The organism is Mesorhizobium huakuii, from assembly GCF_014189455.1.
GTDB classification, from domain to species: Bacteria; Pseudomonadota; Alphaproteobacteria; order Rhizobiales; family Rhizobiaceae; genus Mesorhizobium; species Mesorhizobium huakuii_A.
Map to the genome: position 1 here is coordinate 6,594,934 of NZ_CP050296.1, position 26,165 is coordinate 6,621,098.

A 26,165-nucleotide genomic window follows, 5' to 3' on the forward strand; every position below is an offset into this window, starting at 1 on the left:
AATTCACTAAACTTTAAACAGTTGCAGAACACAACTGGAACAGATAGGGTTTGTTCTGGGTTTGTTTTTCGATTCTGGTTCACACCCTTCGTTCAATGCCTTGGGGGCCGCCATGCTGACACGCAAGCAACATGAACTGCTGATGTTCATTCATGAACGGCTGAAGGAAAGCGGCATTCCGCCTTCCTTCGACGAGATGAAGGAAGCGCTCGATCTCGCCTCCAAGTCAGGGATCCATCGCCTGATCACGGCACTGGAGGAACGCGGCTTCATTCGCCGGCTGCCCAATCGGGCGCGAGCGCTGGAAGTGCTGCGGTTGCCGGATTCTGATCGCGCCGGGCCTCAACGCGGCAAAGAAATTCTCGCCAAGCGTCATTCAGGGCAGTCTCGGTCAGGGCGGCCTTGGCCGCCAGATCAAGCCGGCGCCATCACGCTTGCCCGCGGCCGGCAATGATGACGACGCGGTTTCCGCCGTGTCGATTCCGGTGATGGGCCGCATCGCCGCCGGTGTGCCGATCGATGCCATCCAGCATCAGACTCATTCCATCTCGGTGCCGCCGGACATGATCATGGGCGGCGAGCACTATGCGCTGGAGGTCAAGGGCGACTCGATGATCGAGGCCGGCATCTTCGATGGCGACACGGTCATTATCCGCAACGCCGATACGGCGAGCCCGGGCGAGATCGTCGTGGCGCTGGTCGACGACGAGGAAGCGACATTGAAGCGGTTCCGCCGCAAAGGCGCCTCGATCGCGCTTGAAGCCGCCAACCCGGCCTACGAGACGCGTATTTTCGGGCCGGACAGGGTCAAGGTGCAAGGCAAGCTCGTCGGGCTGATCCGGCGCTACTGAGCAGGGACGGCAGCCGGTTTTTCGGCTTTTTGATAGGGCAGCAGCCCCCTCGCCTCGCGTGAATATTTTCGCTGTGCATGCCAGGGCCGATACGGCCCGTCCACCGCGAAGTTGACGGTTGGCGGACCGGTCGCCGATTGGCGGTCGAAGAAGACGGCGGCACTGCCTTTGCGGGCAAGTTGCCGTTTGGTGACGACAAGAACCAGCGGATTGTGGCAGGCATCATAGCCGGTTGCATCATTGACGACGATCAAATCGGCGAAACCGCAGGCCTTCCAGGTGTCCTTGCGGTCTTCGACATGTGCGATGATCGCACCGGACGGGTGCCGGGCAACACAGACGCCATCCGTGCAGTAGAACGGAGCTCCCGGCGGGAGGTTGACGGCATCGGCAATGTCGAATTGCCCATCTGCCTTGCTGAACATCTCCGGCACGACGATGGTTTCGGACACCAGCGCGCGTTTCCAATTGTCGATGGTGAATTCGTTCGGGCGAGCCCGGCTGACCGCGAGTTCGCCGCCGCCGATCGGCAGCGCGACCAGCCGCGCATCTTCCGAGATCAGTACGTCCGGCGTGCGCGTATCCGACACCGTCAACAAGCCGGCAAGCGCGAATGGCACTGCCGCGAGCCGCAACCAGGTCGTCGCCATCGTGGCGATGACCAAGGCGACGGTCACCAGCAGCACCGAGTGCTGCGAAATCAACCCGACCGCATCGATTGGGGAGCGTTCCGAAATCCACGCGGATATGGCGATCATCGCCGTCAGGCCTTTGCCCATTAGGTAGAGGGATGGCGCATCCAATCCAAACGGCATTAGCAATGCACTGGCAACGGCCAGGAACATCACGACTGACACGATCGGCATGACGGCCAGATTGGCGAACAGGCTGAGCGGCGACACACGCTGGAAATGCCAGATGGCGAACAGCGCCGTGGCGCAGCCGGCTATGATGGAGGTCATCGCCAACCCGCCCGTCGCCAGCAGGAATTTTCGCGTCAAGAATCCGGGCAAGGATCGCTTTGGCGGTGGCGGTCTTACCTTTCCCGCGTGGTGGTCCGCCCAGCCGGCATAGGCACCGACCAGCGCGGCCGTCGCGGCGAACGACATCTGGAAACTCGGGCCGACGACTTCGTGCGGCGACACCACGATGACGGCGATCGCCGAGATCGCCAGATTGCGCATCGTCAGCGCCGCGCGATCAAACAGCACGGCAATCAGCATCACCGCCAGCATTATGAAGCTGCGTTCGGCGGCGACGACGACACCCGAAATCACGAGATAGGCGGCGATCGAGAACAGGGCGCGGCGGCCGCGTATTTCTTCACCGGCCGACGCGCGGAAAAATCCGGAAACAGCGCGAAGGCGCCGCGCAGCAGACCCATGATGGTGCCGGCGACCAGCGCCATATGCAGTCCGGAAATCGAGATGATGTGATAGATGCCGGTACGCCGCATCGCTTCGTTGATTTCATCGGGAATGCCCGCGCGGACACCAACGATGAGCGCCGCCGCGATCTCACCTTCAGCACCACCGACGGTGGCCCGGATATGGTCGGCGATGGCTTCACGGGCATTTTCTACCCCAGAGAAAAGCCGGGCCGACAACGGCATCTCACCGTCGTCGGCTGCGACAAGCTTCGGATTGCCGAGAAAGAAGCCGCTGCCGCCAATGCCGGCGAAGTAGCTGTCGAAGGAGAAATCGTAGCTGTCCGGTCGCACCGGGCCGGTCGGCGGCAACAGTTTGGCATAGCCGGTGACCAGGGAGCCGGCAGTCATTTCCGCAGGGACATTGCGCGCCGAAAGCCGGACCCTTTCCGGCGCATAGCGCAGTGTCGGCCGGGCGGTCGACGTCACGTCGATGGTCAGCCGGATGCGGCCGGTCTCCATCCGGTCGAGCGAAACGACGCGGCCGGTCACCTGCGTCGAGATTTCCGAACCCAGCATCTGGGTATCCGCCCGCCATGTCTCGGCCTTGGCGGCAAGCAGGCCAAGCGCGCACAACAATGCCGCCGTGAAGCCCAGATGGGTTTTCGGCCAGGAACGCGAGATAAGCGCGCAGATCGCCAACAGCACGACGACCGCGACAGGCTTCGCAAAATCAGGCTCCGCCGCCAGCGAATAATAGCCGATCGCACCAGTGGCCAGACAAACCGGCACCAGCAGGAAGGCGATGCCCCGGTCAAGCTCGAGCTCGGCTGCGGTCGCCACACTGTAGCGCAGGCGGGGCCAGGAAATCTGGCCGAGTTGCCGCCGGACACGCACAATCCGGCCCGAGGCAGGGGACGGAAGTGGCGCCGGGATATCCGCCTGCGGCAGCTGGCTGCCGAAGCCTGGCACAAGAGGCGATGGTGGCAGCGAGGCTGGCGGCGGGATTGCAAACAGGGACCGTTCGCTGACGCCAACACTAGCGTCGTCGCCCTGTTCCGAGCCCCGGCCTCGTCCAGCCATCGGGTCTGCCCCTTGCACCCCTGACGCCCTATGCTACATGAACGCGCGACGCGCGAAAGTCCGCGCAGCCGCACCCCGCTTCAGATGGTTTCCGAGAGTTTCATGTCCGACAAGGTCGTCACCCGTTTTGCCCCCTCGCCCACCGGCTATCTGCATATCGGTGGCGCGCGCACGGCGCTGTTCAACTGGCTCTACGCCAAACACACCGGCGGCACGATGGTGCTGCGCATCGAGGATACCGACCGCGAACGTTTCAACGAGGCGGCTACCCAGGCCATTCTGGATGGGCTGACCTGGCTTGGACTTTCCTGGGACGGCGAGGCCATCTCGCAGTTTGAGCGTGCGCCGCGCCATCGCGAGGTGGCTGAGGAACTCGTGCGTCTGGGCAAGGCCTATTACAGCTACGAGACGCCGGCCGAGCTGGAGGCGATGCGTGAGGCCGCGCGGGCCAAGGGCCTGCCGCCGCGCTACAACGGCCAGTGGCGCGATCGCGACCCATCCGAGGCACCTGCCGGTGTCAAGGGCGCCATCCGCATCAAGGCACCGACCGAGGGCGAGACGATCGTCCACGACCGCGTCCAGGGCGAGGTGCGCTTCCCCAACAAGGACCTCGACGACTTCATCATCCTGCGTTCGGACGGCAACCCGACCTACATGCATGCCGTCGTCGTCGACGACCATGACATGGGCGTCACCCACATCATCCGCGGTGACGACCATCTGACCAACGCCGCCCGCCAGACCGTGATCTACAACGCCATGGGCTGGGACGTGCCGTCGATGTCGCACATCCCGCTGATCCATGGCGCCGACGGTGCCAAGCTGTCGAAGCGCCACGGCGCACTCGGTGTCGAGGCCTATCGCGCCATGGGCTACCTGCCGGAGGCACTGCTCAACTATCTGGCGCGCCTGGGCTGGAGCCATGGCGACGACGAGATCATGTCGATCAAGGATATGATTTCCTGGTTCGATATCGGCGACGTCAACAAGGGCGCGGCCCGCTTCGACTTCGCCAAGCTGGAGGCGATCAACGGCGCGCATATGCGCCGCATGGCCGATGCCGAGCTGTTCGACATCTTCATCGCCACTCTGCCCTATCTCGAGGGTGGCCCGGCAATCGCCGCGCGCCTCGACGACAGGAACAAGGCGCAGTTGCTGGCGGCCCTCCCGGGCCTGAAGGAGCGCGCCAAGACGCTGGTCGAGCTCGTCGATGGCGCCGCCTTCCTGTTTGCCACGCGGCCGCTGCCGATCGACGACAAGGCGGCCCTCCTGCTCAATGACGATGCCCGCAAGATCCTGCGTGGCGCTCACGAAGCTTTGAACGCGCTTACAAGTGACTGGACGGCTGCGGCGGCGGAAGCCGCGATCCGCGACTATGCGCTGGCTGGTGGCCACAAGCTTGGCGCCGTGGCCCAGCCGTTGCGGGCCGCGCTGACCGGCAAAAGCACGTCGCCGGGCGTGTTCGACGTGCTTGCCGTGCTTGGGCGCGAGGAAAGCCTGGCGCGCATAGCGGATCAAATCGATTAGGAGCAAACTGGCCCAAGAAGATTGGCATTGAAAGGCGCGTTTCGCAGTGCAACATTAGGCCTTGGCCCAATCTGGCACGCACCTCCTAAAATGCGGTGGCGAATACGCGCATTGCGGTGATTTCGACGTGTCGCTCTGCAGAATTTGCCTTTGCCGGCATGAGGAAACAAGAAGGAGTTTGCAATGACCGAAGCTGCGAAAAAACTGGATGTGGGCGGCGCGAACGAAGAGGCTATCGCAACACTTGAATTCGCCGGCAAGACCCATGAATTCAAGGTGCGAAGCGGCTCCGTCGGGCCCGACGTCATCGACATCGCCTCGCTCTACAGCACGACCGGCGCCTTCACCTACGATCCCGGCTTCACCTCGACCGCGAGCTGCGAGTCCGAGATCACCTTCATCGACGGCGATGCGGGTATTCTTCTCCACCGAGGCTATCCGATCGACCAGCTGGCCGAACACGGCGACTTCCTCGAAGTCTGCTATCTCCTGCTCTACGGCGAACTGCCGACCAAGGCGCAGAAGGACGATTTCGATTACCGCGTGACGCGCCACACAATGGTGCACGAGCAGATGTCGCGCTTCTTCACCGGCTTCCGTCGCGATGCGCACCCGATGGCTGTGATGTGCGGCGTGGTCGGCGCGCTGTCGGCCTTTTATCACGACTCCACCGACATCTCCGACCCGTACCAGCGCATGGTCGCTTCCATGCGGCTGATCGCCAAGATGCCGACGATCGCGGCCATGGCCTACAAGTACCACATCGGCCAGCCCTTCATTTACCCCAAGAACGATCTCGGTTTCGCGGCAAACTTCCTGCATATGTGCTTTGCCGTGCCGTGCGAGGAGTACAAGATCAATCCGGTGCTGGCGCGCGCCATGGAGCGCATCTTCATCCTGCACGCCGATCACGAGCAGAATGCCTCGACCTCGACGGTTCGCCTCGCCGGCTCGTCGGGCGCCAACCCGTTCGCCTGTATCGCCGCCGGCATCGCTTGCCTGTGGGGCCCGGCGCATGGCGGCGCCAATGAAGCGGCGCTCAACATGCTGGGCGAGATCGGCCATGTCGATCACATCCCGGAATTCATCGCCCGCGCCAAGGACAAAAACGATCCGTTCCGGCTGATGGGCTTTGGCCACCGCGTCTACAAGAACTACGATCCTCGTGCGAAAATCATGCAGAAGACGGCGCACGAGGTTCTGGGCGAACTCGGCATCAAGGACGATCCGCTGCTCGACATCGCCATGGAACTGGAAAAGATCGCGCTGACCGATCCTTACTTCATCGAGAAGAAGCTCTACCCGAATGTCGACTTCTACTCCGGCATCACGCTGAAGGCGCTGGGCTTCCCCACCACCATGTTCACCGTGTTGTTTGCGGTCGCCCGCACCGTCGGCTGGATCGCGCAGTGGAAGGAGATGATCGAGGATCCGCGCCAGAAGATCGGCCGCCCACGCCAGCTCTACACCGGCGCGCCGGAGCGCGACTACGTGCCGATCGCCAAGCGCTGACCGAAGCTTCTTGAATCGAAAGAGGCGCCTCTCAGGGCGCCTTTTTCATGTGACGAAGCACAACGCTCGCCGCGATCTCGCCCGACGGCTTGTCCGTCGCCATGCGCCGCGCGATCTCGGCAAAGCCGTCCCTCTGCCAGGCGCGCATGCCGCTGTCGGCAAACAATGCTTCCAGTTGGCGCGCCAGATTGTTCGCCTTGACGTACTCGTTGTAGAACTCCGGAATGAGCGCACGATCCGCGATCAGATTGGGAAGCAGCGCCGACCAGACGGAAACGAAATAGGGCGCTACGGCACGTGCTATGGGATCGAGCCTGTAGGACGAGACCATCGGCACACCGGCCAACGCCAGTTCCAGCGACACGGTTCCCGATGCGATCAGCGCGGCATCGGCCTTGCCGAAAGTCTGCCACTTGCGTTGCGGATCCATGATGATTTCAGGTTTTTCATCCCAACGATTGACCGAGGCTTTGACGAGGTCGGCGACATGCGGAACCGTCGGCAGCAGCAGCCGCAGACGATGTCCGCGTCCGCGCAGCATCGATACGGTCTCACCGAACGTGTCGATCAGCCGCCGCACCTCGCCGCGCCGCGAGCCGGGCAGGACGAGCAAGGTCTTGATGCGGTCCTGGGCAAGATCGCGCGGCAAGGCCTGCGCCTTCTGGGCGGCGAGCACACCCGCATCATGCGTCAGGCGATGCCCGACATAGGTGCCGGGCGGGCCGCCCAGCCGTTCCAGTTCCTTCACCTCGAACGGCAGGATGCAGAGGATATGGTCGACATAAGGCTTCATCGCCACCGCCCTGCCCGGCCGCCAGGCCCAGACGCTCGGGCAGACGTAGTGGATGATCGGTATCGACGGATTGGCCGCGCGCACCTTCCTGGCGACGCGCAAGGAAAAGTCGGGGCTGTCGATGGTGACCAGGCAATCCGGCTTTTCCTCAGCGATGGTTTTGGCCAGTTGGCCGATCCGCCTGAAAAGGCGCGGCAGATCGCGCAGGACGGCACTGAAACCCATCAGCGCGATCTCGCCGGCGTCGAAGGGCGACACCAGGCCCAATTCCCCGAGATGGCGGCCGCCGAGGCCGACGAGTTGCACCTGGCGGCCTGTTGCCTGGCGAAGCGAACGCACAATATCGGCGCCAAGCAGATCGCCCGATTCTTCACCCGCAACGATCGCGATCTTCAGCGCCTTGTCAGCCATGCGCCGGCTCCGCTGCGGCCAGGCCAACGATGAACAGGCCGAGCTCATTGGCGCGCGACAGGGTTGCGGGACCTTCGAGGATCAGCGAGCGCCCTGCCTCGACGGCAATGCCGGCGAGCCTGGCCGCATGCGCTGCTTCGACCGTCTGTGGTCCTATGGACGGAAGATCAGCGCGCAGTTCCTGACCTGGCTTGGCGCATTTGACCAGCACACCGCGCGTCTTGCCGGCGATGCGGCCGTGGCCTCGCAAGAGTTTTGCGCGGTCGAGCAATCCGGCCGTGCCCTCGATACCCTCGAGCGCGATGGTCCGGCCGCCGACCGCGACCGCCGCCTGGCCGATATCCAGCGCGCCGATGGCCTTTGCCGCGGCAAAGCCCGCCTCAATGTCGCGCCAGTCGGACTTCTGAGGCTCCACCTTGGTCAAGGTCCCTTCGGCTGCGACAAGGTTCGGCACGATTTCGTGGGCACCCACGACCTTTATCCCCCGTGCCTCGAGGCCTCGCGCCACCACTTTCAACAGCCCATCGTCGCCGCGCGCCAGTGCCATCACGACAACCGGTATCACTGCCAGCAGGCTGAGGCTTGGGCGCAGATGCGTCAGCCTTGGCCGGCGCTTGATCTCGCCGGCAAGCACAAGATGGGTAATCCGATGTCGTTTGAGCAAGGGAACAAGCGAGCCGATCGCCTCCAGGGCAAGGGTTTCATGCTCATACTGGCGCAATTCCGGCAGACGATCGGCCTCGCCTTCCATGAGGACGATGAAGGGTGGATAGCCCTGCCCGGCCGAGCCGGCCGCAACTTCGACCGGAAGACTGCCTCCGCCGGCAATGATGCCTACCCTGGCATCTGGCGGGAGACCAAGACCAGCAGCCGCCGTCTCAGTCTTCATCATCGGCATCGTCGCCATCGCTGCCCTTGAGCGACGGCACCGCATAATGGCGCTTGCCGCGGCTGGTGATGAAATCGATGATCTTCATGGCGGTCGGCGAAGAGGCGAACTCGGCCTTGGCGAATTCGATGTTTTCGCCGACGGTGCGGGAGCGGTCGAAAATCGTCCTGTAGGCTTTGCGCAACAGATAGATTTCCGAACGCGGCAGACCGGCGCGCTTTAGGCCGATGATGTTCAAGCCGCGCAAGCTGGCGCGGTTGCCGACGGCAATGGCATAGGGAATGACATCGCCAACAAAGGCCGAGCATCCGCCGAGAAAGGCGTTGTCGCCGACACGCACGAATTGATGAACGGCGCTGAGGCCGCCGATATAGACGTTGTTGCCGATCTCGCAGTGTCCGCCCAGCGTCGCGCCATTGGCGAAGGTGGCGTTCTTGCCGACAACGCAATCATGGGCGATGTGGGCATAGGCAAGGAAATTGCCATTGTCGCCCACTGTCGTTTCGCCGCGGCTGGTGTCGGTGCCGACATGCATGGTCACACCTTCGCGGATGGTGCAGTTGGCGCCGATGACCAGCGTCGTGCGACCGCCCTTGTGCTTGGTGTTCTGCGGCGGCGCGCCCAGTGTCGCCATCGGATAGACCTTGGTCGAGGCGCCGATGGTGGTCGCACCCATGACCGAGACATGGCTGACCAGTTCGACACCATCGCCGATCACGGCCTCGGCGCTGATATGGCAGAACGGCCCTATACGCACGCCCTGGCCGATTTGAGCGCCTTCTTCCACGATGGAGGAAGGATGGATTGAAGTCTTGATTTTCATAGGCACTCGATCGTCAGTCGCCGGTGACCATCATGGCTGAAATCTCGGCCTCGGCCGCCTTGGTGCCATCGACCAGGGCTTCGCAGGCGAATTTGAGCAGGTTGCCGCGCTTCTTGATTTTCTTGACGTGAATCTTCAACTGGTCGCCGGGAACGACCGGCTTGCGGAATTTGGCGTTGTCGATGGTCAGGAAATAGACCAGCGACGGCTTCGATGCCCCAAGGCTGCGGATGCAGATGGCGCCTGCCGTCTGCGCCATGGCCTCGACGATCAGCACGCCCGGCATCACCGGCTGCTCCGGGAAATGCCCCTGAAAATGCGGCTCATTGATGGTGACGTTCTTGATGCCTACGGCGGAATCGTCACCATCGATATCGACGATGCGGTCGATCATCAGGAAGGGATAGCGGTGCGGCAGGAGCTTCATCAGCCCCATTATGTCAACCGCTTCCAGCGTCGCCGCCGCCACCATATCAGCCATTGTCCTTGCCCTGCTTGCGTGCCCTGGCCATCGTGCGCAACATGGCTATCTCTCGCATGGCTTCCGCCATCGGCTGTGCCGGATAACCGCCCCAGATCTCGCCGGCGGGAACATTGCTCATAAACCCACTTCTGGCGGCAAGCTTTGCTCCTGAGCCTATGGTCAAGTGATCGGCAAGCCCGACACCGCCGCCCATGGTGACATTGTCGCCGACGACCACGGAACCGGAAATACCCGAAAGCCCGGCTACTATGCAATTGCGACCGATGCGGACGTTATGGGCGATCTGCACGAGGTTGTCGATCTTGGTGCCCTGACCGATGATCGTATCCGACATGGCGCCGCGATCGACGGTGGAATTCGACCCGATCTCGACATCGTCCTGGATGACGACCCGTCCGATCTGGGGAACGCGTTCCGGCCCTTTGGCGCCGCCCACAAAGCCGAAGCCGTCCTGGCCGATCCTGGCGCCACCATGGATGATGACCCGATTGCCGATCAGCGCGTACTGGATACTGGCGCCCGGGCCGACATAGCCGTCACGGCCGATCTGGCAGGACTGTCCAATGACCGCGTTGGGCGCGATGACGGTGCCACTGCCGATCGAGACGCCGGGCCCGATGACCACGCCGGCCTCGATGACAGCGCCGGCTTCGACACGCGCGGTCGGATCGACATGGGCATGCGGCGAAACACCGGTTTCACCCGTCATTGGTCCCGGCGTAGCGGCTGTGGGGAACAGCAGCCGACCAACCAGTGCGAATGCCTGTTGCGGACGCGGATGAATCAAAACGGCGATGTCGGCCGGTGCCTTGTTGGCGAATTCCGCCGGGCACAGGACCGCGGCCGCCCGCAGCGACGGCATAAGCGCGGAATTGCGCCTGCCGTCGACGAAGACGAGCGCATTGGCGCCGCCTTCGTTGGCCGGTGCCAGCGCATCGATCGAAACGTCGGATTGGCCGGAATCGACAAGCACCGAGCCGGTCAGATTCGCGACTTCGGCCGCCGTATACCGGCGTGATGGCGCGAAGAACACCGGATCGGTCATTCCAGAAGCTATATCCAGCTAAGTCGGAACATTTTCTCCCGGACCCAACAGATCCGGGAGCATCGTTGGCCGCTGATCAGAAGCGGGTCGAAATGCCGAAGTTGAATTCCTGTACCTTGTCGGTCGCTTCCTTCCTGACCGGGATCGCATAGTCGATACGGATCGGGCCGAACGGCGAGGCCCACATCAAGCCCAGACCGACCGAGGCGCGCAATTTCATGTCAAGCGAACTCTGGTTGACGCTCGTGTCGATCTTGCTGCCGTATAGCGTTGCAGCGTCCGCAAACACAGCGCCACGCAGACCGAAGCTCTCCGGAATAACCGGCAGCGGGAACTGGGCTTCGGCCGAGGCATTGAAATAGGTCGTACCACCGAGATGGTCACCGGTTGTCGGATCCACGGGGCCAATGCCACCATAGGCAAAGCCGCGGATCATGCGGTCAGTGCTCTGGAACTGATCGAAGATACGGAGACTGCCATCGCCGCTATAAGCTTCCACGTGACCTGCACCGCCCGAAATCAGCCCGACCAGATCAAGCTGTTCCGACAACGTTTGGTAGATGCTACCGCGTCCGGTGACCTTAACGAACTTTGCATCGCCGCCGAGACCAGCCACTTCGACCGTGGTGTTGGCATAGATACCCTCATGCGGGTTCTTCATGTCGTCGATCGTGTTGTAGACCAGCCCCAGGCTGACCGACGATTTGATCCACGGACTTTGGGCAATGCCATCCAAGATGGCCGGCGAAATCGTGCAGTTGGGTCCATCGGGATCTGCCGTGGTGGTCGTACCGCAACTGGAATCCACCGAATATTTCTCTTGTGAGATATTGTACGCCAGTTGGGTCGTGATGCTGTTGGTTATCGGCAGTCCGAAGCGGACCGTCGCACCAACGGTGTCGCTATCGTAGTTGTTGTCGTATTGCCTCGTCGACTTGTAGACGTCGAAGCCGGCGGCGATGCGCCGACCGAGGAAATACGGCTCAGTGAACGAAATGCTGTAGTCGCGCGAATTCTTGCCGCCACCGGCCGACAGCTTGATGAACTGGCCGCGGCCGAGGAAGTTGCGCTCGGTGATCGAGCCCTCGACGGACGGGCCTGCCGAGTCGCCGCCGGTCGAATAACCGGCTCCAATAGAGAATTCACCCGTCGACTTCTCAACCACATCGACCACCAGAACGACCTGGTCCGGCTGCGAGCCTGGTACAGTCGAGATATCGACTTTGTCAAAATAATTCAGGTCTTCCAGACGCTTCTTCGCGCGCTGGATCAGCACCTGGTTGAACGCATCGCCTTCGCTGACGTCGAATTCGCGCCGGATGACATAGTCGCGCGTGCGATCGTTGCCGCGGATCTCGATGCGCTCGATATAGGCCTTGGTACCCTGGTCGACCGTATAGACCACCGAAATCGTATGATTCTCGAAGTTGCGGTCGCCGCGCGGCGTCACCTGCGCGAAGGCATAGCCAGAACCGGCCACTTTCTCGGTCAGCGCGATGATCGTGTTTTCGACGTCCTTGGCGTTGTAGACATCGCCCTTGTGGGTCTCGACCACCGAATCCAGCGACTTCGAATCGATTTCCGGGATCGTGCTTTCGACGCTGATGTCGCCGAAATTGTAGCGCTCACCTTCCTGGACGGTGATGGTGACCGTGTACTTGTTCGTCGCATTGTCGAGTTCGCCGACGGCCGACACGACCTGGAAATCGGCATAGCCGTGATTATAGTAGAACCGGCGCAGCAGCTCCTGGTCGGCGCGCAGCTTGTCCTCGTCATAGACGTCATCACGCAGAACGAACGAAATCCAGGACGAGCGCTTGGTGTTGATCACATCCGACAGACGACGGCTCGAATAAGCGCTGTTGCCGACGAAATTGATTGCCGCGATCTGCGTGCGGTCGCCTTCGGTAATCTTGAAAACCACGTTCACGCGGTTGTCACCGAGGTCCATGACCTGCGCGGTCACGCCGGCATCGTCGCGGCCGATACGCCTGTAGGCAGACTTGATTGCTTCGACGTCGGAATCGAGGGTCGCTTGCGAGAACGTGCCGCGCGGCTTCAGTTGAAGCCCCATCTGCAACGCATTGTCCTTGATCTTCTTGTTACCCTGGAACAGCACCTGGTTGACGACTTTGTATTCGGCAACCTTGACCACCAGCGTCGAGCCAACCTGGTTGATCTGGACATCCGAGAACAGGCCGGTGCCGAACAGCGCCTTGACCGCGGCGTCGATATCGGAACTGGAGAAGGCCTTGCCCGGCTTGATGGTGATGTAGTTGCGGATGGTGTCGGCGTCGACGCGCTGGTTACCGCTCACCTCCACCCTGCTGACGACAGCGGCTTCGGCCGCCGATGTGGCAACGAACTGCACTGCGAGCGCACCTGGCACGACCAGAGCGGCGGACAGTGCCGCCGCGGACGCGGCGCTCAGAAACTTGGATGCTGCCTTCATCGGGCTTAATAACCTTTTCTCGTAGTCCCCACGGCGAGAAAACCGGACGTGCGGTAATTTCCCCTACCGTATTAACCGGATTTTCCCTACACGCAAGGCTTCTGGTTAATTTGTATTTACTTAACCCTGGTGCGTGGCTTTCGCGTCACTCATATCCCCGTGCATGGTAAACGGCGTCTCAACATCGACCATGCCAAAGCCAAATTTCTTCATGATTTCAGCACCCAAACAGATCGTTCCAGAATACGAAACCCATGAAGCACAAGACCAGAAGCAGACCGGCCCGATAGGCCATTTCCATCATCCGTTCCGACACCGGCCGGCGAATGAGGGCCTCCACCCCGTAGAACAAGAGATGGCCGCCGTCGAGGGGGGGAATCGGCAAAAGGTTTAGAATACCTATGCCAACAGACAGCAGCGCGACGAGCTGCACCAGCCATTCGAAACCCAGTTTGGCCGCCTTGCCGGCCATGTCGGCGATCTTGACGGGGCCGCCCAACTGACACTTGTCTTCGCGTCCGACGGCGAAACGCTGCAAGAACTGGCCAGTGCGCTCGATGACGTGGCCTGTTTCCTCAACTGCCGCCGCGACCGCCCCTATCGGGGTGTAGCTGATGAGACGGGGCTGGCCGAGTTCCTTGTTGTTGACGACACCGATGACGGCGACCTTGACCTTGTTGCCGAGCGCGTCTTCCTGCTCCATCGGCTGCGGAGTCGCGGTCACCGTGACTTCCTTGCCATTGCGCAGCATGACGAAGGTAATGGTATCGCCAGCGCGGCCCGAGACCAGCCGCTGCACATCGCCAAAGGTTTCGACCTTGCTGCCGTCGACGCTGACGAATCGGTCACCTGGCTGGATGCCCGCCTTCGCCGCCGGACTGTCCGCCGTAACCTCCGCCACCATGGGCTCCGCGACATAACGCCCGTAGGAGGCAAACAGCACCGAAAAGACGACGATCGTCAGCAGGAAATTGAACAGAGGCCCGGCCGCCACCGTCGCCGCGCGCTTCCAGATCGCCTGGGTGTGGAAGGCAACCTTGCGTTCCGCGTCGGTCAGCGTTTCGAGCTCGTCCGAGGAGGGCTGGCTGGAGGTGGCGTTCATATCGCCGACAAATTTGACATAGCCGCCAAGCGGTATGGCGCAAAGCTTCCAGCGCGTGCCATGGCTATCGTTGAAGCCGATGAGTTCGGGACCGAAGCCGATCGAGAAGGCCTTGACCCCGATGCCGCACCAGCGGCCGACGAGGTAGTGGCCCATCTCGTGGACAAACACCACCACGGTCAGCACGAACAGAAAAGGCACGAGCGTGCCGAGAAACAAGCCGTCGGTGCTGAAAATCGCGTGAAGAATCCCGTTCAACTCATGCCCTCAAATTCTTCCGCAGCCGCGCCGTGACTGTGACATCAATCCAGGCGAATCCAAGGCGCACCCGCACCAGATCGTGGAACGACATCCTTCAAATCGAAAACAGCCCCTGCGCCGGATGATCGGCGCCCGCCGAAATCCAGCCAATCACGTATAGGGCGAGGGCCGCCGCGACAAGCCCATCGACACGGTCCATCACGCCGCCATGCCCCGGAATGAGCACGCCCGAATCCTTGCGTCCGTGCCGCCGTTTGACCCAGGATTCGAAAAGGTCGCCGGCCTGGGCGACAATCGAAAGCACGAGCGCCACAAGGCCAAGCAGAGCCAGGTTGCCGGCACCGGCTGCTGCTGCCAGCACGACCCCGGCGACAACGCCACCGACGGCGCCGCCGAGCGCGCCGCTACGCGTCTTGCCGGGCGAGATCGACGGCGCCAGTTTGGGACCGCCGACGGCGCGCCCGACGAAATAGGCAAAAATGTCGGTCGCCCAGACGACGGCGAACAAGAACAGGATGGCGACGAGGCCGGAATTGTCGCCATCGCGCAGCAGAGCAAGCGACAGGCCGGACACGGTGGCATAGGCAAGACCGCTCGCCTCCCACTGCCCGGTCTTGCGAACCAAGGCGGCGATCGCGGTTGCGGCAATCAGAATCACCACAAGCAGCAGCAGCCAGGATGCGGCAAGCCCGGCAATCAAGGCGCCGATGAAAACGACGACCAGCGCCTCGGGCAGGAAGCCCAGCCCATTGGCCGCGGCTGGCCGCGACATGCGTGTCCACTCGTAAAAGATCATCGCCGACATGGCCGCGCACAGCAGTCGGAAAGGCAGGCCGCCAAGCCAGGTCAGGCCAAGGGCGATGATGGCAAGCACGACCGCTGAAATGACGCGGAGCTGAAGGTTGCTCATCCCGCGGCCGGTCGCGAAGCGACGTCTTGCGGGCCCAATCCGCCGAAACGGCGCTCGCGGCTGGCAAATTCGCGCAACGCCTCGGCGAGGTGCTCGCGGCTGAAGTCGGGCCAGTAGCAAGGCAGGAAGACGAGCTCGCTGTAGGCGGCCTGCCACAACAGGAAGTTGGACAGCCGAAGCTCGCCGCTGGTGCGTATGACCAGTTCCGGATCGGGAATGCCTTGCGTGTCGAGAGCGCCGGCAAAGCTTTCGGCTGATATCGCTTCGGCGTCGATTTCGCCGCGCGCCACGGCCAAGGCAAGCTTGCGCGCCGTGCGAACGATCTCGTCGCGCCCACCATAGTTGAAGGCGATCACCAGCGTCAGCGCTTCGTTGCCGGCGGTCAGCGATTCGGCCTCGTCGAGCAGCCCTCTGATGTCGGGCTGCAGCCCTGCCCTATCGCCGATGATCCTGACCCGCACGCCGCTCTGGTGCAGTTCGGCGAGGTCGCGGCGGATGAACAGCTTCAACAGCCCCATCAGGTCGCTGACTTCGGACTTCGGCCGCGACCAGTTCTCCGACGAGAAAGCATAGACCGTCAGGAAGGAGATGCCGAGATCAGGCGCCGCGCGCACCGCCTTGCGCAGTGCCTCGACGCCGGCGCGATGACCGGCGAGCCTCGGCATACCGCGCGCCTTGGCCCAGCGTCCATTTCCATCCATGATGATCGCGACATGCGCGGGCGTAGTCATGATCTCGCTTTCGGGTCAGCCGGCGGCCAACCCTAAACCTGCATGATTTCAGCTTCCTTGTCGGAAAGCAGATGATCGATGGTGCTGATCGTTTCGTCGGTAAGCTTCTGGACCTGGTCGGAACGCTTGCGCTGATCGTCCTCGCTGATCGCGCCGTCCTTCTCCGCCTTCTTCAGGAAGTCCATGCCGTCGCGGCGCACATGGCGCGCGGCGACGCGGGCGTTCTCGGCATAGCCATGCGAGATCTTGACCAGTTCCTTGCGGCGCTGTTCGTTGAGCTCCGGCAGCGGAATCCTGAGATTGGTGCCGTCGACGATCGGGTTGAAGCCGAGATTGGATTCGCGGATGGCGCGGTCGACCGCGCCGACCATCGACTTGTCCCAGATCGACACCGAGATCATGCGCGGCTCCGGCACAGTGACGTTGGCAACCTGATTGATCGGCATGGTGGTGCCATAGGCCTGCACCTGGATGGCATCGAGCAGATTGCTGGACGCGCGACCGGTCCGCAGCGAAGCCAGGTCATGCTTGAACGCGGCGATTGCCCCATCCATGCGCCGCTTGAGATCGTCGTACTCACCACTCATCTTAGTCTCCTCGACCCGTCTGCCGCGGGTTCACTGCTTCGGGGCATGCCCGTTCGAGCCTCATTTCGAAAAGCCGGTTTCCCTTTTCGAGGGATCAGGCCCCGATCAATCGTCCGCGACGACCGTGCAGCGGCCGCCGCCCCTCAGAATATCGCCGAAACCACCTTTTTCGTGGATCGAATAGACGATTATCGGAATGTTGTTTTCGCGCGCAAGTGCAATCGCAGCCGTATCCATGATGGAAAGGCCACGGTTTATGACTTCGGCATGGCTGATGCGCTCGAAACGGGTCGCGTTCGGGTCCTTTTTCGGGTCGGCCGAGTAGACACCGTCGACCTGCGTGCCCTTGAACAGCGCATCCGCGCCGATTTCAGCCGCGCGAAGCGCTGCGGCCGAATCAGTGGTGAAGAACGGATTGCCGGTGCCGCCGGCAAAGATCACCACCCTGCCCTGGTTCATGTAAGCATCCGCCTGGCGTTGCGAAAAACTCTCGCAGAGTTCGGGCATGGCGATCGCTGACAGCACCACGGCATCGACGCCGATTTTGTGCAGCGAGGTGCGCAGCGCCAGTGAGTTGATGACCGTGGCAAGCATGCCCATGTGGTCGCCGGTGACGCGGTCCCCGCCCTTGGAGGCGACGGCCACGCCGCGGAAGATATTGCCGCCGCCGATGACGACGCCGACCTCGATGCCCAGCGCGCGGGCCTCGGCGATGTCGGCGGCGATGCGATCCACAACCGAGACATCGATGCCGAAATGCTGTTCGCCCATCAACGCTTCGCCCGACGCTTTCAGCAAGACACGTCGGTAGAGGGGCTTCACCGTCATCTGGTCCTCATCATTTTGCATGTGGTATCCGGGGCGGGCATTCGCGCAGGCGCCATCCCAAAACACTGGGTTCCGATACACGAAGGGCGCCGCGATGTCACGCGGCGCCCGACCAGCAAATTTGTTGCAATCATGCCTGATGGATCAGTTGGTGGACACGCTGGCCGGCAGGCCCTCGATAAGCACCGGCGACGCATAGCCGGAGGGCTTGTCGCCGGTTGCAGCACCACCGGTGACGCGCGCCTGTATCAGCGACCCGAAATAGGAATAGGGGAATGGCGCAGGGGTTCCACTGACCAGATCCAGCCGGGAGCGAAGCCCTGCCGGAATCTCGAAGTCCAGCGCGCCAAGATTGTCCTTGATCTGGCTGAGCGTCGTTGCACCGAGGATGACGGCGGCAATCCCCGGCTGCGTCGCCACCCAGTTGAGTGCGACCTGCGGCATGCTGCGGCCGAGTTCGGACGCAACCTTCTCGAGCTCGGCCACGATGGCCCAGTTGCGCTCGGTGAATTTCTGGAAGCCCGGATGCGTCGAGTTGCGGAATCCGTCGAGCCGGCCCGCATTTCCGGCCTGAGCCGGCCGGTACTTGCCGCTGAGCAGCCCGCTGGCCAGCGGGCTCCAGACCATGATGCCGGCGCCATGGCGCGTGCCGAACGGCACGAACTCGTTCTCGATCGCGCGTTCGGCCAGGGAATATTCGAGCTGCAAGGCCGAGACCGGCTCATATCCACGCAGCTCGGCGATCGCCTGTGCCCGCCCCGCATACCAGGCCGGCACATCGGACAGGCCGACATGGCGCACCTTGCCCATCCGCACCAGGTCATCCAGCGTGCGCATGACCTCTTCGGCTGGCGTCAGCCTGTCCCATATATGCATGAGATAGAGATCGATATAGTCGGTGCCCAACCGCTTCAGCGAGGCATCGACAGCTCGCATGATGTTCTTGCGGCCGTTGCCGCCCGCATTCGGATTGCCGGGCTGCATGTTCATGGCGAATTTGGTGGCGATCACCGCGCTATCGCGCAAACCGCGCTCGGCGATGAATTCGCCAAGCCAGGCTTCTGCGGTGCCACCGGTATAGAGATCCGCCGTGTCGAAGAAATTGCCGCCTGCCTCGACATAGGCGTCGAACATGGCGCGGGCTGTATCCCTGTCGGCTCCCCAACCCCATTCCTTGCCAAAGGTCATCGTGCCCAGCGCCAGCCGGCTCACCCTGAGGCCGCTGTTGCCGAGAGTGTAATAGGTCATGGTCATAATCGTCTTCCAATGCTGTTGATGGACGCCGTGGCGTCACTGGCCCGGCGTCGTCTTGACCCAAAAATTGCCGCGCTCATGCGTCATGCGAAACGCGAAGCCGTCGACCTTCCAGCCGGCAGCGGAGCGCGTCAGGTGGTGCTCATAGGTGCCCCAGACTTCCCAAAGCGGATCGCCATTGCCTTCCATCCGGTTCCAGGCATAGCCGTTGGACAGGACAGTCGCCGTGTCCGCCTCGAGAACGACCTGATGATTTGTGCGCAGATGCAGGCTTGTCTTGCTGCCCTTGAGGTTGCCGGCCCAGGCGCCGATCAGATCGTCGGAGGCAATGTTGGCCGCCGGCTGCCCGGACAGGCTGCTGAAATCGGCGGTCACCCGATCCGCGAAATAGCTGCGCGCCAGTTTCCAGTCCTGTGCGTCGACAGCGCGGTCGATGGCATCGGCAATACGGATGACCGCGCGTTCGTCCGCGAGCGCCTGCCAGCCGGATGGCTCCGCCCCGCCGGCATCGACCGGGGCCAGCGCCATGCCTGCCGCGAATGTCACATGTCTCAATGCGTTCATTTTGGTTCTCCTTGGGTGGGTAAGTTCGCAAACGGAGGGGATGATTGGTCGGCTTGGGAAACGTTTGCCCTCAGACCTTCGACAGCGCGTCGACCACCACCTGGAACCGACGCGGATCGAAATAGTCGTGGTAGGCGCTGATCAGGCCGTCCTCGAACCGGAAGACGGCGATGTTGCTGTTGGTGTATTCGGTGCCGCCCACAATGACGGCTCGATTTTTGTATTCGACGACCACGGCGTCTGAATCCGCCACCGGATAGACAGCCGCGATTTCGGACTCAAAGGATCTGAAATTGCCGAAAAGTCCCTTGAAGGCAGCCACGATCGCGGCCTTGCCGTCGATGCTGTTTCCAAAACCTGCTGGTGGATAGAAAACCAGGATGCGGCCATTCTCGGCCCAAAGTTCGCCCCAGCTGTCGATGTCCTTGCGGTGCATCAGGTTGAAGAAACTCTGCACAGCCTCGAGATTGCGCGCTTGCCTGGAATGAAAGTCGGTCATCGGAAGGCCTCTCTTGCTGGCTGATGTCAGCTGTTTGGTGCCCCTTAGATGCGCCTTCTTTGCTGCCCCGATAAGATTGCATGATCTGCATGGACTATGCGATATCATGCATGAATGGACCGGGATCTGCTTGCCCATCTGCCTGTTGTCGTAGCCGTTGCCCGGCGCGGCGGCTTTGCGCTTGCTGCGGCCGAACTTGGTATGAGTCCGTCCGCCGTCAGCCATGCGGTGCGCCTTGTCGAAGAGCGCATTGGTCAGCCGCTGTTTGCGCGCACCACGCGCAGCGTTTCGCTGACAGAAGCCGGTAAGGCGCTGGTAGAGACGGCGGCCCCTGCTCTTCAGGACATCGGCGAACGGATGGATCGCATCCGCGCCATCCAAGGCCGGCCATCGGGCCTGCTCAGGCTTAACGTTCCCAACATCGCCATTCCTCTCAGCGTGACGGCCGTGGTTGCGGCGATGGCCGAGCGTTATCCGGATGTGACCGTCGAATTGCTCACGGACCAGGGGCTGGTCGACATTGTCGGCGAGGGATTCGACGCCGGCATCCGGTTGGGCGAGATGATCGCTCAGGACATGATCACGGTCCGGCTGACGCCGCCCTTCCGCGCCGTGATCGTCGCCTCCCCGCCTATATCGGACGACATGGCCGTCCGCGCAGCGTGGCCGATCTCGCCAACCACAATTGCATCGGTTACCGGCTGGTTCGCTCCGGTGCGCTCTACCGCTGGGATCTGACCGAAGACGGCAAGGACGTCGTTGTGGAGACGACGGGCACGGTCATCGTCACGGATTCGCTGGCCGCGATTGACCTGGCGCTTGCAGGCGTCGGTCTTGCCTATGTCTTCGAACCGCTGGTGCACGCGGATCTTGCCGCTGGCCGGCTGGTGCAGGTTCTGCCGCAAACAGCGATCGAGGAGCCTGGCCTGTTCCTCTACTTCCCACGCCGGGCGGCGATGGCGCCGAAGCTGCGGGCGTTTATCGACACCGCACAAGAAATCGGCCGGACATCCCTGCGGACATCCGGCCGAAAAACACTGTCGGAATAAAGCGGTAGGAAGCTTACTTCTTGACCGCGGCCGCGACTTCCGCCGCGAAATCGGTCTCTTCCTTCTCGATGCCTTCGCCGAGCGCGAAGCGCAGGTAGGCGGTGATCTTGGCCGGTGCGCCGATGTCCTTCTCGGCATCCTTCAGCGCCTTCTCGACGGTGATGTCGGGATTGAGCACGAAGGCCTGCTTCAAGAGCACGACTTCCTCGTAGAACTTGCGCAGGCGCCCTTCGACCATCTTTTCGATGATCGCTTCCGGCTTGCCCGACTGACGTGCCTGATCGGAGAAGATCGCCTTCTCGCGCTCGACCGCCGCCGGATCGATCTGCTCCGCGGTCAGCGCCATCGGGTTGGTGGCGGCGACATGCATGGCGACCTGGCGGCCAAAGGCGTTGGCGGCATGTTCATTGCCCGTGGTCTCGATCGCGACCAGCACGCCGAGCTTGCCAAGACCGTCGGCAACCGCGTTGTGGACGTAGGTCGCCACCGCACCATGCGGAACGGTCAGCTTGGCCGAGCGGCGGAAGCCCAAATTCTCGCCGATGGTGCCGACAGCGTCCTTGATGGTGTCGGTGACCGACTTGTCCGAACCCGGATACTTCGCGGCAGCCACAGCTTCCGTCGTGCCATAGGCAAGAGCAACCTTGGCAACGTTGGCGACGATTTCCTGGAACGCGGCATTGCGGGCGACGAAGTCGGTCTCGGAATTGACCTCGACGACAGCCGCCTCGCGCACGCCGGCATCGACGCCGATCAGGCCTTCCGCCGCGGTGCGGCCGGCCTTCTTGTCAGCCTTGGAGATGCCCTTCTTGCGCAGCCAGTCGACGGCCTCTTCCATGTTGCCGTTGGTCTCGTTCAACGCCGCCTTGCAGTCCATCATGCCCGCGCCGGTCAAGTCGCGGAGTTCTTTGACCTGTGCAGCCGAAATGCTCATTGTCGCCTCTTTGTTTTAAATGCACCGACGCACCATCGAATCTCGACAGTGCGTCTGTTTAGCGTGCCAAAATATGAGAAAGATGAAGGCCGTGAACCGGCCTTCGATTATCAAGCCTCGGGGGCTTCCGAAGCCGGAGCCGGATCGAGCGCCGGTTCGATCGGAGCTTCGACCGAAGCGCCGATATCGACGCCGAGCGCGCCCTGCTGACGGGCGATGCCGTCGATCGCAGCCTTGGCGATCAGGTCGCAATAGAGCTGGATGGCGCGGGCCGCGTCGTCATTGCCGGGGATCGGGAAATCGATCTTGTCCGGGTCGCAGTTCGAATCGATGATGGCAACGACCGGGATGCCGAGACGCTTGGCCTCGAGAATGGCAATCGCTTCCTTGTTGGTGTCGATCACGAACATCAGGTCCGGGGTCGAGCCCATGTCCTTGATGCCGCCGAGCGCCTTGTCGAGCTTCTCGCGCTCGCGGTCGAGGTTCAGGCGTTCCTTCTTGGTGAGGCCCTGGGCCTCGCCGGCCAGCATCTCGTCGAGCTTGCGCAGGCGCTGGATCGAATTCGAGATCGTCTTCCAGTTGGTCAGCATGCCGCCGAGCCAACGCGAATTGACATAATACTGGGCCGAACGCTGCGCTGCATCAGCGACGATGTCGGACGCCTGGCGCTTGGTGCCGACGAACAGCACGCGGCCGCCCTTGGCGACGGTGTCGGAAACCTGCTTCAGCGCCTGGTGCAGCAAAGGCACCGTCTGCGAGAGGTCGATGATGTGGATGTTGTTGCGGGCGCCATAGATGTAGGGCGCCATCTTCGGGTTCCAGCGGTGGGTCTGGTGGCCGAAGTGAATGCCAGCTTCCAAAGCTGGCGCATGCTGAAATCAGGCAGAGCCATTCTCATTTTCCTTTCCGGTTAGCCTCCACGGACACAGGCATTTTTGGACGAAGTCCTCGAACGCCACCGGAGGTTTCAGCCGGATTTCTCCCGGGCAGACACCAAAGTCCGTGTGTGGAATGAGCGCGCATATAGAGGGGAAGTGCGACAAACGCAAGCGGGGCGGCGTTTTACCGCTCAGCGTGCGGCAATCAGCGCTCCGGTGCCGATCATCGCGCTGCCGGCGAACCGGTTCATCAGTCGCATGCGCTTGGGAGTCCTGAACCAGCCCGACGCCCGGCCGGCAAGGGCTGCATAGACACCCATGGTGAGGATATTGACGCTGATGACGGTGGCCACCACCAGCAGGCCGTCGACAAATGTCAGCGTGTCGAGATTGAGGATCAGCGGCATGATCGAGGCGTGGAACAGGATCGCCTTCGGGTTGCCCAGCGCAATCGACGCACCAAGGAAGAAGGACCGGGACAATCTCGCCTCAGCCGTCCGCGACTCATTCGATTGCGCGGTCGAGGCGCGCCACATCCTGATGCCGAGAAAGATCAGATATGCGGCGCCGGCATATTTCAGCAGTAGAAAGATCCATTCGAAGGTTTGGGCCAAGGCCACCAGCCCGAGCAGTGCCAGCGTGACCAGCACGGCATCGCCCGCGGCGACCCCGACGCCGGCCATGAAGGCACGAAGGAAACCGCGCGACACGCCATTGGTGATGACCGCGAACATCGCTGGCCCCGGTGTGGCGGCAGCAAGCGTGACGGCGACGCAATAGGCGAGAAATGCCGTTGGTGTCATCGCTTGGCCTTTCCATTGGGCACCCGCACGCGCCGGAAGATCGCGACGATCTCCTCGCGGCTGCATTCGATGGCGCCGAGCCGCACCGCGCGGTCGCGCTCGAAGCCGGTTATGTCATAATGTGGAGCGGATGTCTTGGGCGGTCCCTGGTAGGATGAACGCTTGACGCCAAGTGCTGCGGCGAAACGATGCAACTCGTCGGTGTCGTCGGCCATCAGATGGCACCAGCGATGGCCGGCCCACTTCCAGATCGCCGCATCGACGTAGACTGCCATCAAGCCCGCCGCGGCAATTGCACAACCCTGCTATTTCGATACCGGGCAAGGCTTTGTCTGGTCGAACAGCGACAGGTTGACCAGCTTGCCGGTCATCGAGAAGTCGCCATAGTCCATGACCAGATCGCGGGTGATGCCGTTCTCGTGCAACTTGAAGCTGATCCGGTATTCCGGCACTTCTTCTCCGTTCTTGGCGCTGTCGTCGAAATAGGCGATTTCGACCGGCCAGTATTTGTCGGTGGCGAGCTTGGCCAGCGCCGGAGCCTCCGGGTCGGCCTTGTCGGCTTCGGTCTTCTTGCCGACGACGACGGTGGTCGCCATCACCTTGTTGGCATCCTCCGAGCCGTCGAACAGGTTCGTCTGGTAGAAATTTTCGCCCTTCTCGGCCTTGCCGATCAGCTCGACCAGATGCTGGGTCGGAAATTGAGTGGCGGCGAGTTCCAGGCTGTTCTTCTCGGGCTTGTCGATATCGACCTTGAGCCCTTTCGCGTCTTTCGTGGCCATACCCTTGACCTCCTTGTCGAGGTTCTGGTCGACAAAGGATTTGGTTACGAACGAAAACGTCTTACCTTCGGCGTCCTCGAAAGTCGTCGTCTGCTGGTCGGTCAGCCGCGTATTGTCGTTGGTGACGATCTGGGTCACGAAACGGAATTTCACCGTGTAGCCTTCGCAGGCCGAGCCGTTGAATTCGTAGACCATGCGACCGGATATGCCTGTTATGCCGGAGCGGTCGGAGGCCTTGTTGAGGGTGAGGTCATACACGGCGCGATGCGCCTGCAGCGCCGGCACGGCGAAAGCGGGTACTATCGGGAACACGGCCGACAACAGAACGGCGTGGAATGCAAGGCGCGCTGCGCGCATGAGGTACTCCGATCGTCGCGGCTGATGGCAGGCCGCAGGGAAAGATGGTCCAGCTTAAAAAAGTCGTGGCGGAAGCGAGGCAAAAATAGCAATTTCGGCCCCGCCAGCGCGGCGCCTTCCAGCAATAGGGAAAAGCAATGAGTGAAACAATCGAAAAGCGGCTAAGTGATCTCGGCGTGACGCTTCCCGTCGCCGCCGCACCCGCCGCCAATTACGTGCCCTATTGCAGGACCGGCAATTTGCTGTTCACCGCCGGGCAATTGCCGCTCAAGGACGGCAAACTGCAGGCGAGCGGCCTGCTTGGCCGCGACGTCGACACGGCAAGCGGCAAGGAGGCGGCAAGATACTGCGCGATCAACATTCTGGCGCAGGCCAAGGCGGCACTGGGCGACCTCGAGAAGATTAGCAGGCTTGTGAAGATCACCGTCTTCGTCGCCTCCGCGGCCGACTTTGTCGAGCAGCATCTCGTTGCCAACGGCGCCTCGGATTTCCTGGTCGCTGCCCTCGGCGAGCGCGGCAAGCACGCCCGCTCCGCCGTCGGCACCGCCTCGCTGCCGCTTAATGCCGCAGTGGAAATCGAAGCGATCTTCGAAGTCGAATGAGCGAAGGCCTGACATGACCGACCTCTCCTGGCTGACCGCCCGGCCCGTTGCCCATCGCGGCTTCCACGACATGAACAAGACGCGCTGGGAAAACACGCTTTCCGCCTTCGCTGCGGCGGCCGAACGCGGCTACGCCATCGAATGCGACGTGCATCTGTCGTCGGATGGCGTTCCCATAATCATCCATGATGACGACCTGAAACGGCTGACCGGACAGGACGGTTTCGTCTGGCAGCGCAGCGCGGCCGAATTGACCGCACTCAAGGTTGGCGGCACATCCGACCAGCTGCCGACGCTGCAGGAAGCGCTCGATCTCGTCGATGGCCGCGTGCCCATGGTTGTCGAATTGAAAGGGATTCCCGGCCGTGACGAAGGCCTGGTGGCGCGCGTCGGCAAGATGCTCAAGCGCTACAAGGGCAAAGCGGCGATCATGTCGTTCGATCACTGGCTCATCCGCGATTTCCCGAAACATGCGCCCGGCATTCCCGCTGGCTTGACCGCCTACGGCAAGGACCTCAAGCTGATCGAAGCGCATTTTTCCATGCTGGCGCACGAACTCTCCTTCACCTCCTACGCGGCCGGCGACTTGCCGAACCCGTTCGTCAGCTTCGTGCGTGAAAAGCTCAAAATGCCTGTCATCACCTGGACGGTGCATGATCAGCCGGCGATCGACCTGACCATCAAATATGCCGATCAGATGACATTCGAGGGCTTCGAACCCGACTTGGTCAAAGTCGCCTGAGCGGAGTGTCTGAAACGTGACTTGTAGCGGCCCGGATGGAGCTTAAATA

General features: G+C 62.1%; 22 protein-coding genes and 4 pseudogenes. 6 read left to right on the forward strand and 20 right to left on the reverse strand.

The genetic code is table 11. The features are described 5' to 3' along the window. Positions 1–112: 112 nt before the first annotated feature. Positions 113–851 (forward strand): annotated as a pseudogene (lexA, locus tag HB778_RS32335) (transcriptional repressor LexA). Here the strand turns inward: lexA and HB778_RS32340 are convergent. After that, positions 845–3,300 (reverse strand): annotated as a pseudogene (locus HB778_RS32340) (ComEC/Rec2 family competence protein). The pseudogenes lexA and HB778_RS32340 sit on opposite strands and share 7 nt — an antisense overlap. Positions 3,301–3,402: 102 nt before the next feature. Here HB778_RS32340 and gltX point away from each other — a divergent pair. Further along, entirely contained in the window at positions 3,403–4,827 is a 1,425-nt protein-coding gene (gene gltX, locus HB778_RS32345) for a glutamate--tRNA ligase (protein WP_183459804.1), read from the forward strand. A gap of 183 nt (positions 4,828–5,010) precedes the next feature. Then, on the forward strand, positions 5,011–6,339 hold the full coding sequence (gene gltA, locus HB778_RS32350; protein WP_183459806.1) for a citrate synthase: 1,329 nt from the start codon (positions 5,011–5,013) through the stop codon (positions 6,337–6,339). 31 nt (positions 6,340–6,370) lie between these two features. On the opposite strand, the gene lpxB is transcribed toward gltA, so the two are convergent. The 14 genes from lpxB to HB778_RS32420 all read right to left on the reverse strand — a co-directional run bounded on the left by lpxB (position 6,371) and on the right by HB778_RS32420 (position 19,972). Then, on the reverse strand, positions 6,371–7,543 hold the full coding sequence (gene lpxB, locus HB778_RS32355) for a lipid-A-disaccharide synthase (RefSeq protein ID WP_183459808.1): 1,173 nt from the start codon (positions 7,541–7,543) through the stop codon (positions 6,371–6,373). Next, the gene (locus HB778_RS32360) at positions 7,536–8,450 is read right to left on the reverse strand and encodes an LpxI family protein (RefSeq protein WP_183459810.1); all 915 of its coding nucleotides are present in this window, start codon (positions 8,448–8,450) and stop codon (positions 7,536–7,538) included. Before HB778_RS32360 ends, lpxB begins: the two co-directional genes overlap by 8 nt. After that, positions 8,422–9,255, reverse strand: coding sequence for an acyl-ACP--UDP-N-acetylglucosamine O-acyltransferase (gene lpxA, locus HB778_RS32365; protein WP_183459812.1), 834 nt, complete (start codon positions 9,253–9,255; stop codon positions 8,422–8,424). The genes HB778_RS32360 and lpxA overlap by 29 nt, the downstream gene beginning before the upstream one ends. A gap of 13 nt (positions 9,256–9,268) precedes the next feature. Beyond that, positions 9,269–9,736, reverse strand: a complete 468-nt coding sequence (gene fabZ / locus HB778_RS32370) for a 3-hydroxyacyl-ACP dehydratase FabZ (RefSeq protein WP_095200163.1) — start codon at positions 9,734–9,736, stop codon at positions 9,269–9,271. Next, entirely contained in the window at positions 9,729–10,784 is a 1,056-nt protein-coding gene (gene lpxD / locus HB778_RS32375) for a UDP-3-O-(3-hydroxymyristoyl)glucosamine N-acyltransferase (RefSeq protein ID WP_183459814.1), read from the reverse strand. Before lpxD ends, fabZ begins: the two co-directional genes overlap by 8 nt. A 76-nt stretch (positions 10,785–10,860) precedes the next feature. Then, the gene (gene bamA, locus HB778_RS32380) at positions 10,861–13,236 is read right to left on the reverse strand and encodes an outer membrane protein assembly factor BamA (protein WP_183459816.1); all 2,376 of its coding nucleotides are present in this window, start codon (positions 13,234–13,236) and stop codon (positions 10,861–10,863) included. Between the two features lie 217 nt (positions 13,237–13,453). Then, positions 13,454–14,596 carry an RIP metalloprotease RseP gene (gene rseP / locus HB778_RS32385; protein WP_183459818.1) on the reverse strand — a complete coding sequence of 381 codons (1,143 nt, stop codon included), beginning with the start codon at positions 14,594–14,596 and terminating at the stop codon, positions 13,454–13,456. A 97-nt stretch (positions 14,597–14,693) separates the two neighbouring features. After that, entirely contained in the window at positions 14,694–15,509 is an 816-nt protein-coding gene (locus HB778_RS32390) for a phosphatidate cytidylyltransferase (RefSeq protein ID WP_183459820.1), read from the reverse strand. Continuing rightward, on the reverse strand, positions 15,506–16,240 hold the full coding sequence (locus tag HB778_RS32395) for an isoprenyl transferase (RefSeq protein WP_183459822.1): 735 nt from the start codon (positions 16,238–16,240) through the stop codon (positions 15,506–15,508). Before HB778_RS32395 ends, HB778_RS32390 begins: the two co-directional genes overlap by 4 nt. A 32-nt stretch (positions 16,241–16,272) precedes the next feature. Then, complete coding sequence (gene frr, locus HB778_RS32400) at positions 16,273–16,827, reverse strand: ribosome recycling factor (protein ID WP_095200157.1); 555 nt, start codon at positions 16,825–16,827, stop codon at positions 16,273–16,275. Between the two features lie 105 nt (positions 16,828–16,932). Beyond that, entirely contained in the window at positions 16,933–17,655 is a 723-nt protein-coding gene (gene pyrH, locus HB778_RS32405; protein ID WP_172352971.1) for a UMP kinase, read from the reverse strand. A gap of 144 nt (positions 17,656–17,799) precedes the next feature. Then, positions 17,800–18,909 (reverse strand): aldo/keto reductase, encoded by a 1,110-nt coding sequence (locus HB778_RS32410; RefSeq protein ID WP_183459824.1) that lies wholly within the window; start codon positions 18,907–18,909, stop codon positions 17,800–17,802. A 36-nt stretch (positions 18,910–18,945) separates the two neighbouring features. Beyond that, on the reverse strand, positions 18,946–19,473 hold the full coding sequence (locus HB778_RS32415; RefSeq protein WP_183459826.1) for a nuclear transport factor 2 family protein: 528 nt from the start codon (positions 19,471–19,473) through the stop codon (positions 18,946–18,948). Positions 19,474–19,543: 70 nt separating this feature from the next. Continuing rightward, positions 19,544–19,972, reverse strand: coding sequence for a nuclear transport factor 2 family protein (locus tag HB778_RS32420; RefSeq protein ID WP_183459828.1), 429 nt, complete (start codon positions 19,970–19,972; stop codon positions 19,544–19,546). A gap of 114 nt (positions 19,973–20,086) precedes the next feature. Between HB778_RS32420 and HB778_RS32425 the strand changes: the two are divergent. Continuing rightward, positions 20,087–21,021: pseudogene (locus HB778_RS32425) on the forward strand (LysR family transcriptional regulator). 13 nt (positions 21,022–21,034) lie between these two features. Here the strand turns inward: HB778_RS32425 and tsf are convergent. The 5 genes and pseudogenes from tsf to HB778_RS32450 form a co-directional block, all read right to left on the reverse strand. Next, positions 21,035–21,955 (reverse strand): translation elongation factor Ts, encoded by a 921-nt coding sequence (gene tsf / locus HB778_RS32430; protein WP_095200153.1) that lies wholly within the window; start codon positions 21,953–21,955, stop codon positions 21,035–21,037. A gap of 110 nt (positions 21,956–22,065) precedes the next feature. Continuing rightward, positions 22,066–22,847: pseudogene (gene rpsB / locus HB778_RS32435) on the reverse strand (30S ribosomal protein S2). Between the two features lie 177 nt (positions 22,848–23,024). After that, positions 23,025–23,636 carry a LysE family translocator gene (locus HB778_RS32440; protein WP_183459830.1) on the reverse strand — a complete coding sequence of 204 codons (612 nt, stop codon included), beginning with the start codon at positions 23,634–23,636 and terminating at the stop codon, positions 23,025–23,027. After that, positions 23,633–23,911, reverse strand: a complete 279-nt coding sequence (locus tag HB778_RS32445) for a DUF4031 domain-containing protein (RefSeq protein WP_027044556.1) — start codon at positions 23,909–23,911, stop codon at positions 23,633–23,635. The genes HB778_RS32440 and HB778_RS32445 overlap by 4 nt, the downstream gene beginning before the upstream one ends. A gap of 30 nt (positions 23,912–23,941) precedes the next feature. Next, entirely contained in the window at positions 23,942–24,772 is an 831-nt protein-coding gene (locus tag HB778_RS32450) for a cell envelope integrity EipB family protein (RefSeq protein WP_183459832.1), read from the reverse strand. 137 nt (positions 24,773–24,909) lie between these two features. On the opposite strand from HB778_RS32450, the gene HB778_RS32455 reads away from it, so the two are divergent. Further along, positions 24,910–25,374, forward strand: a complete 465-nt coding sequence (locus HB778_RS32455) for a RidA family protein (protein WP_183459834.1) — start codon at positions 24,910–24,912, stop codon at positions 25,372–25,374. Positions 25,375–25,387: 13 nt separating this feature from the next. After that, positions 25,388–26,116 carry a glycerophosphodiester phosphodiesterase gene (locus HB778_RS32460; RefSeq protein ID WP_095200149.1) on the forward strand — a complete coding sequence of 243 codons (729 nt, stop codon included), beginning with the start codon at positions 25,388–25,390 and terminating at the stop codon, positions 26,114–26,116. Positions 26,117–26,165 lie beyond the last annotated feature (49 nt).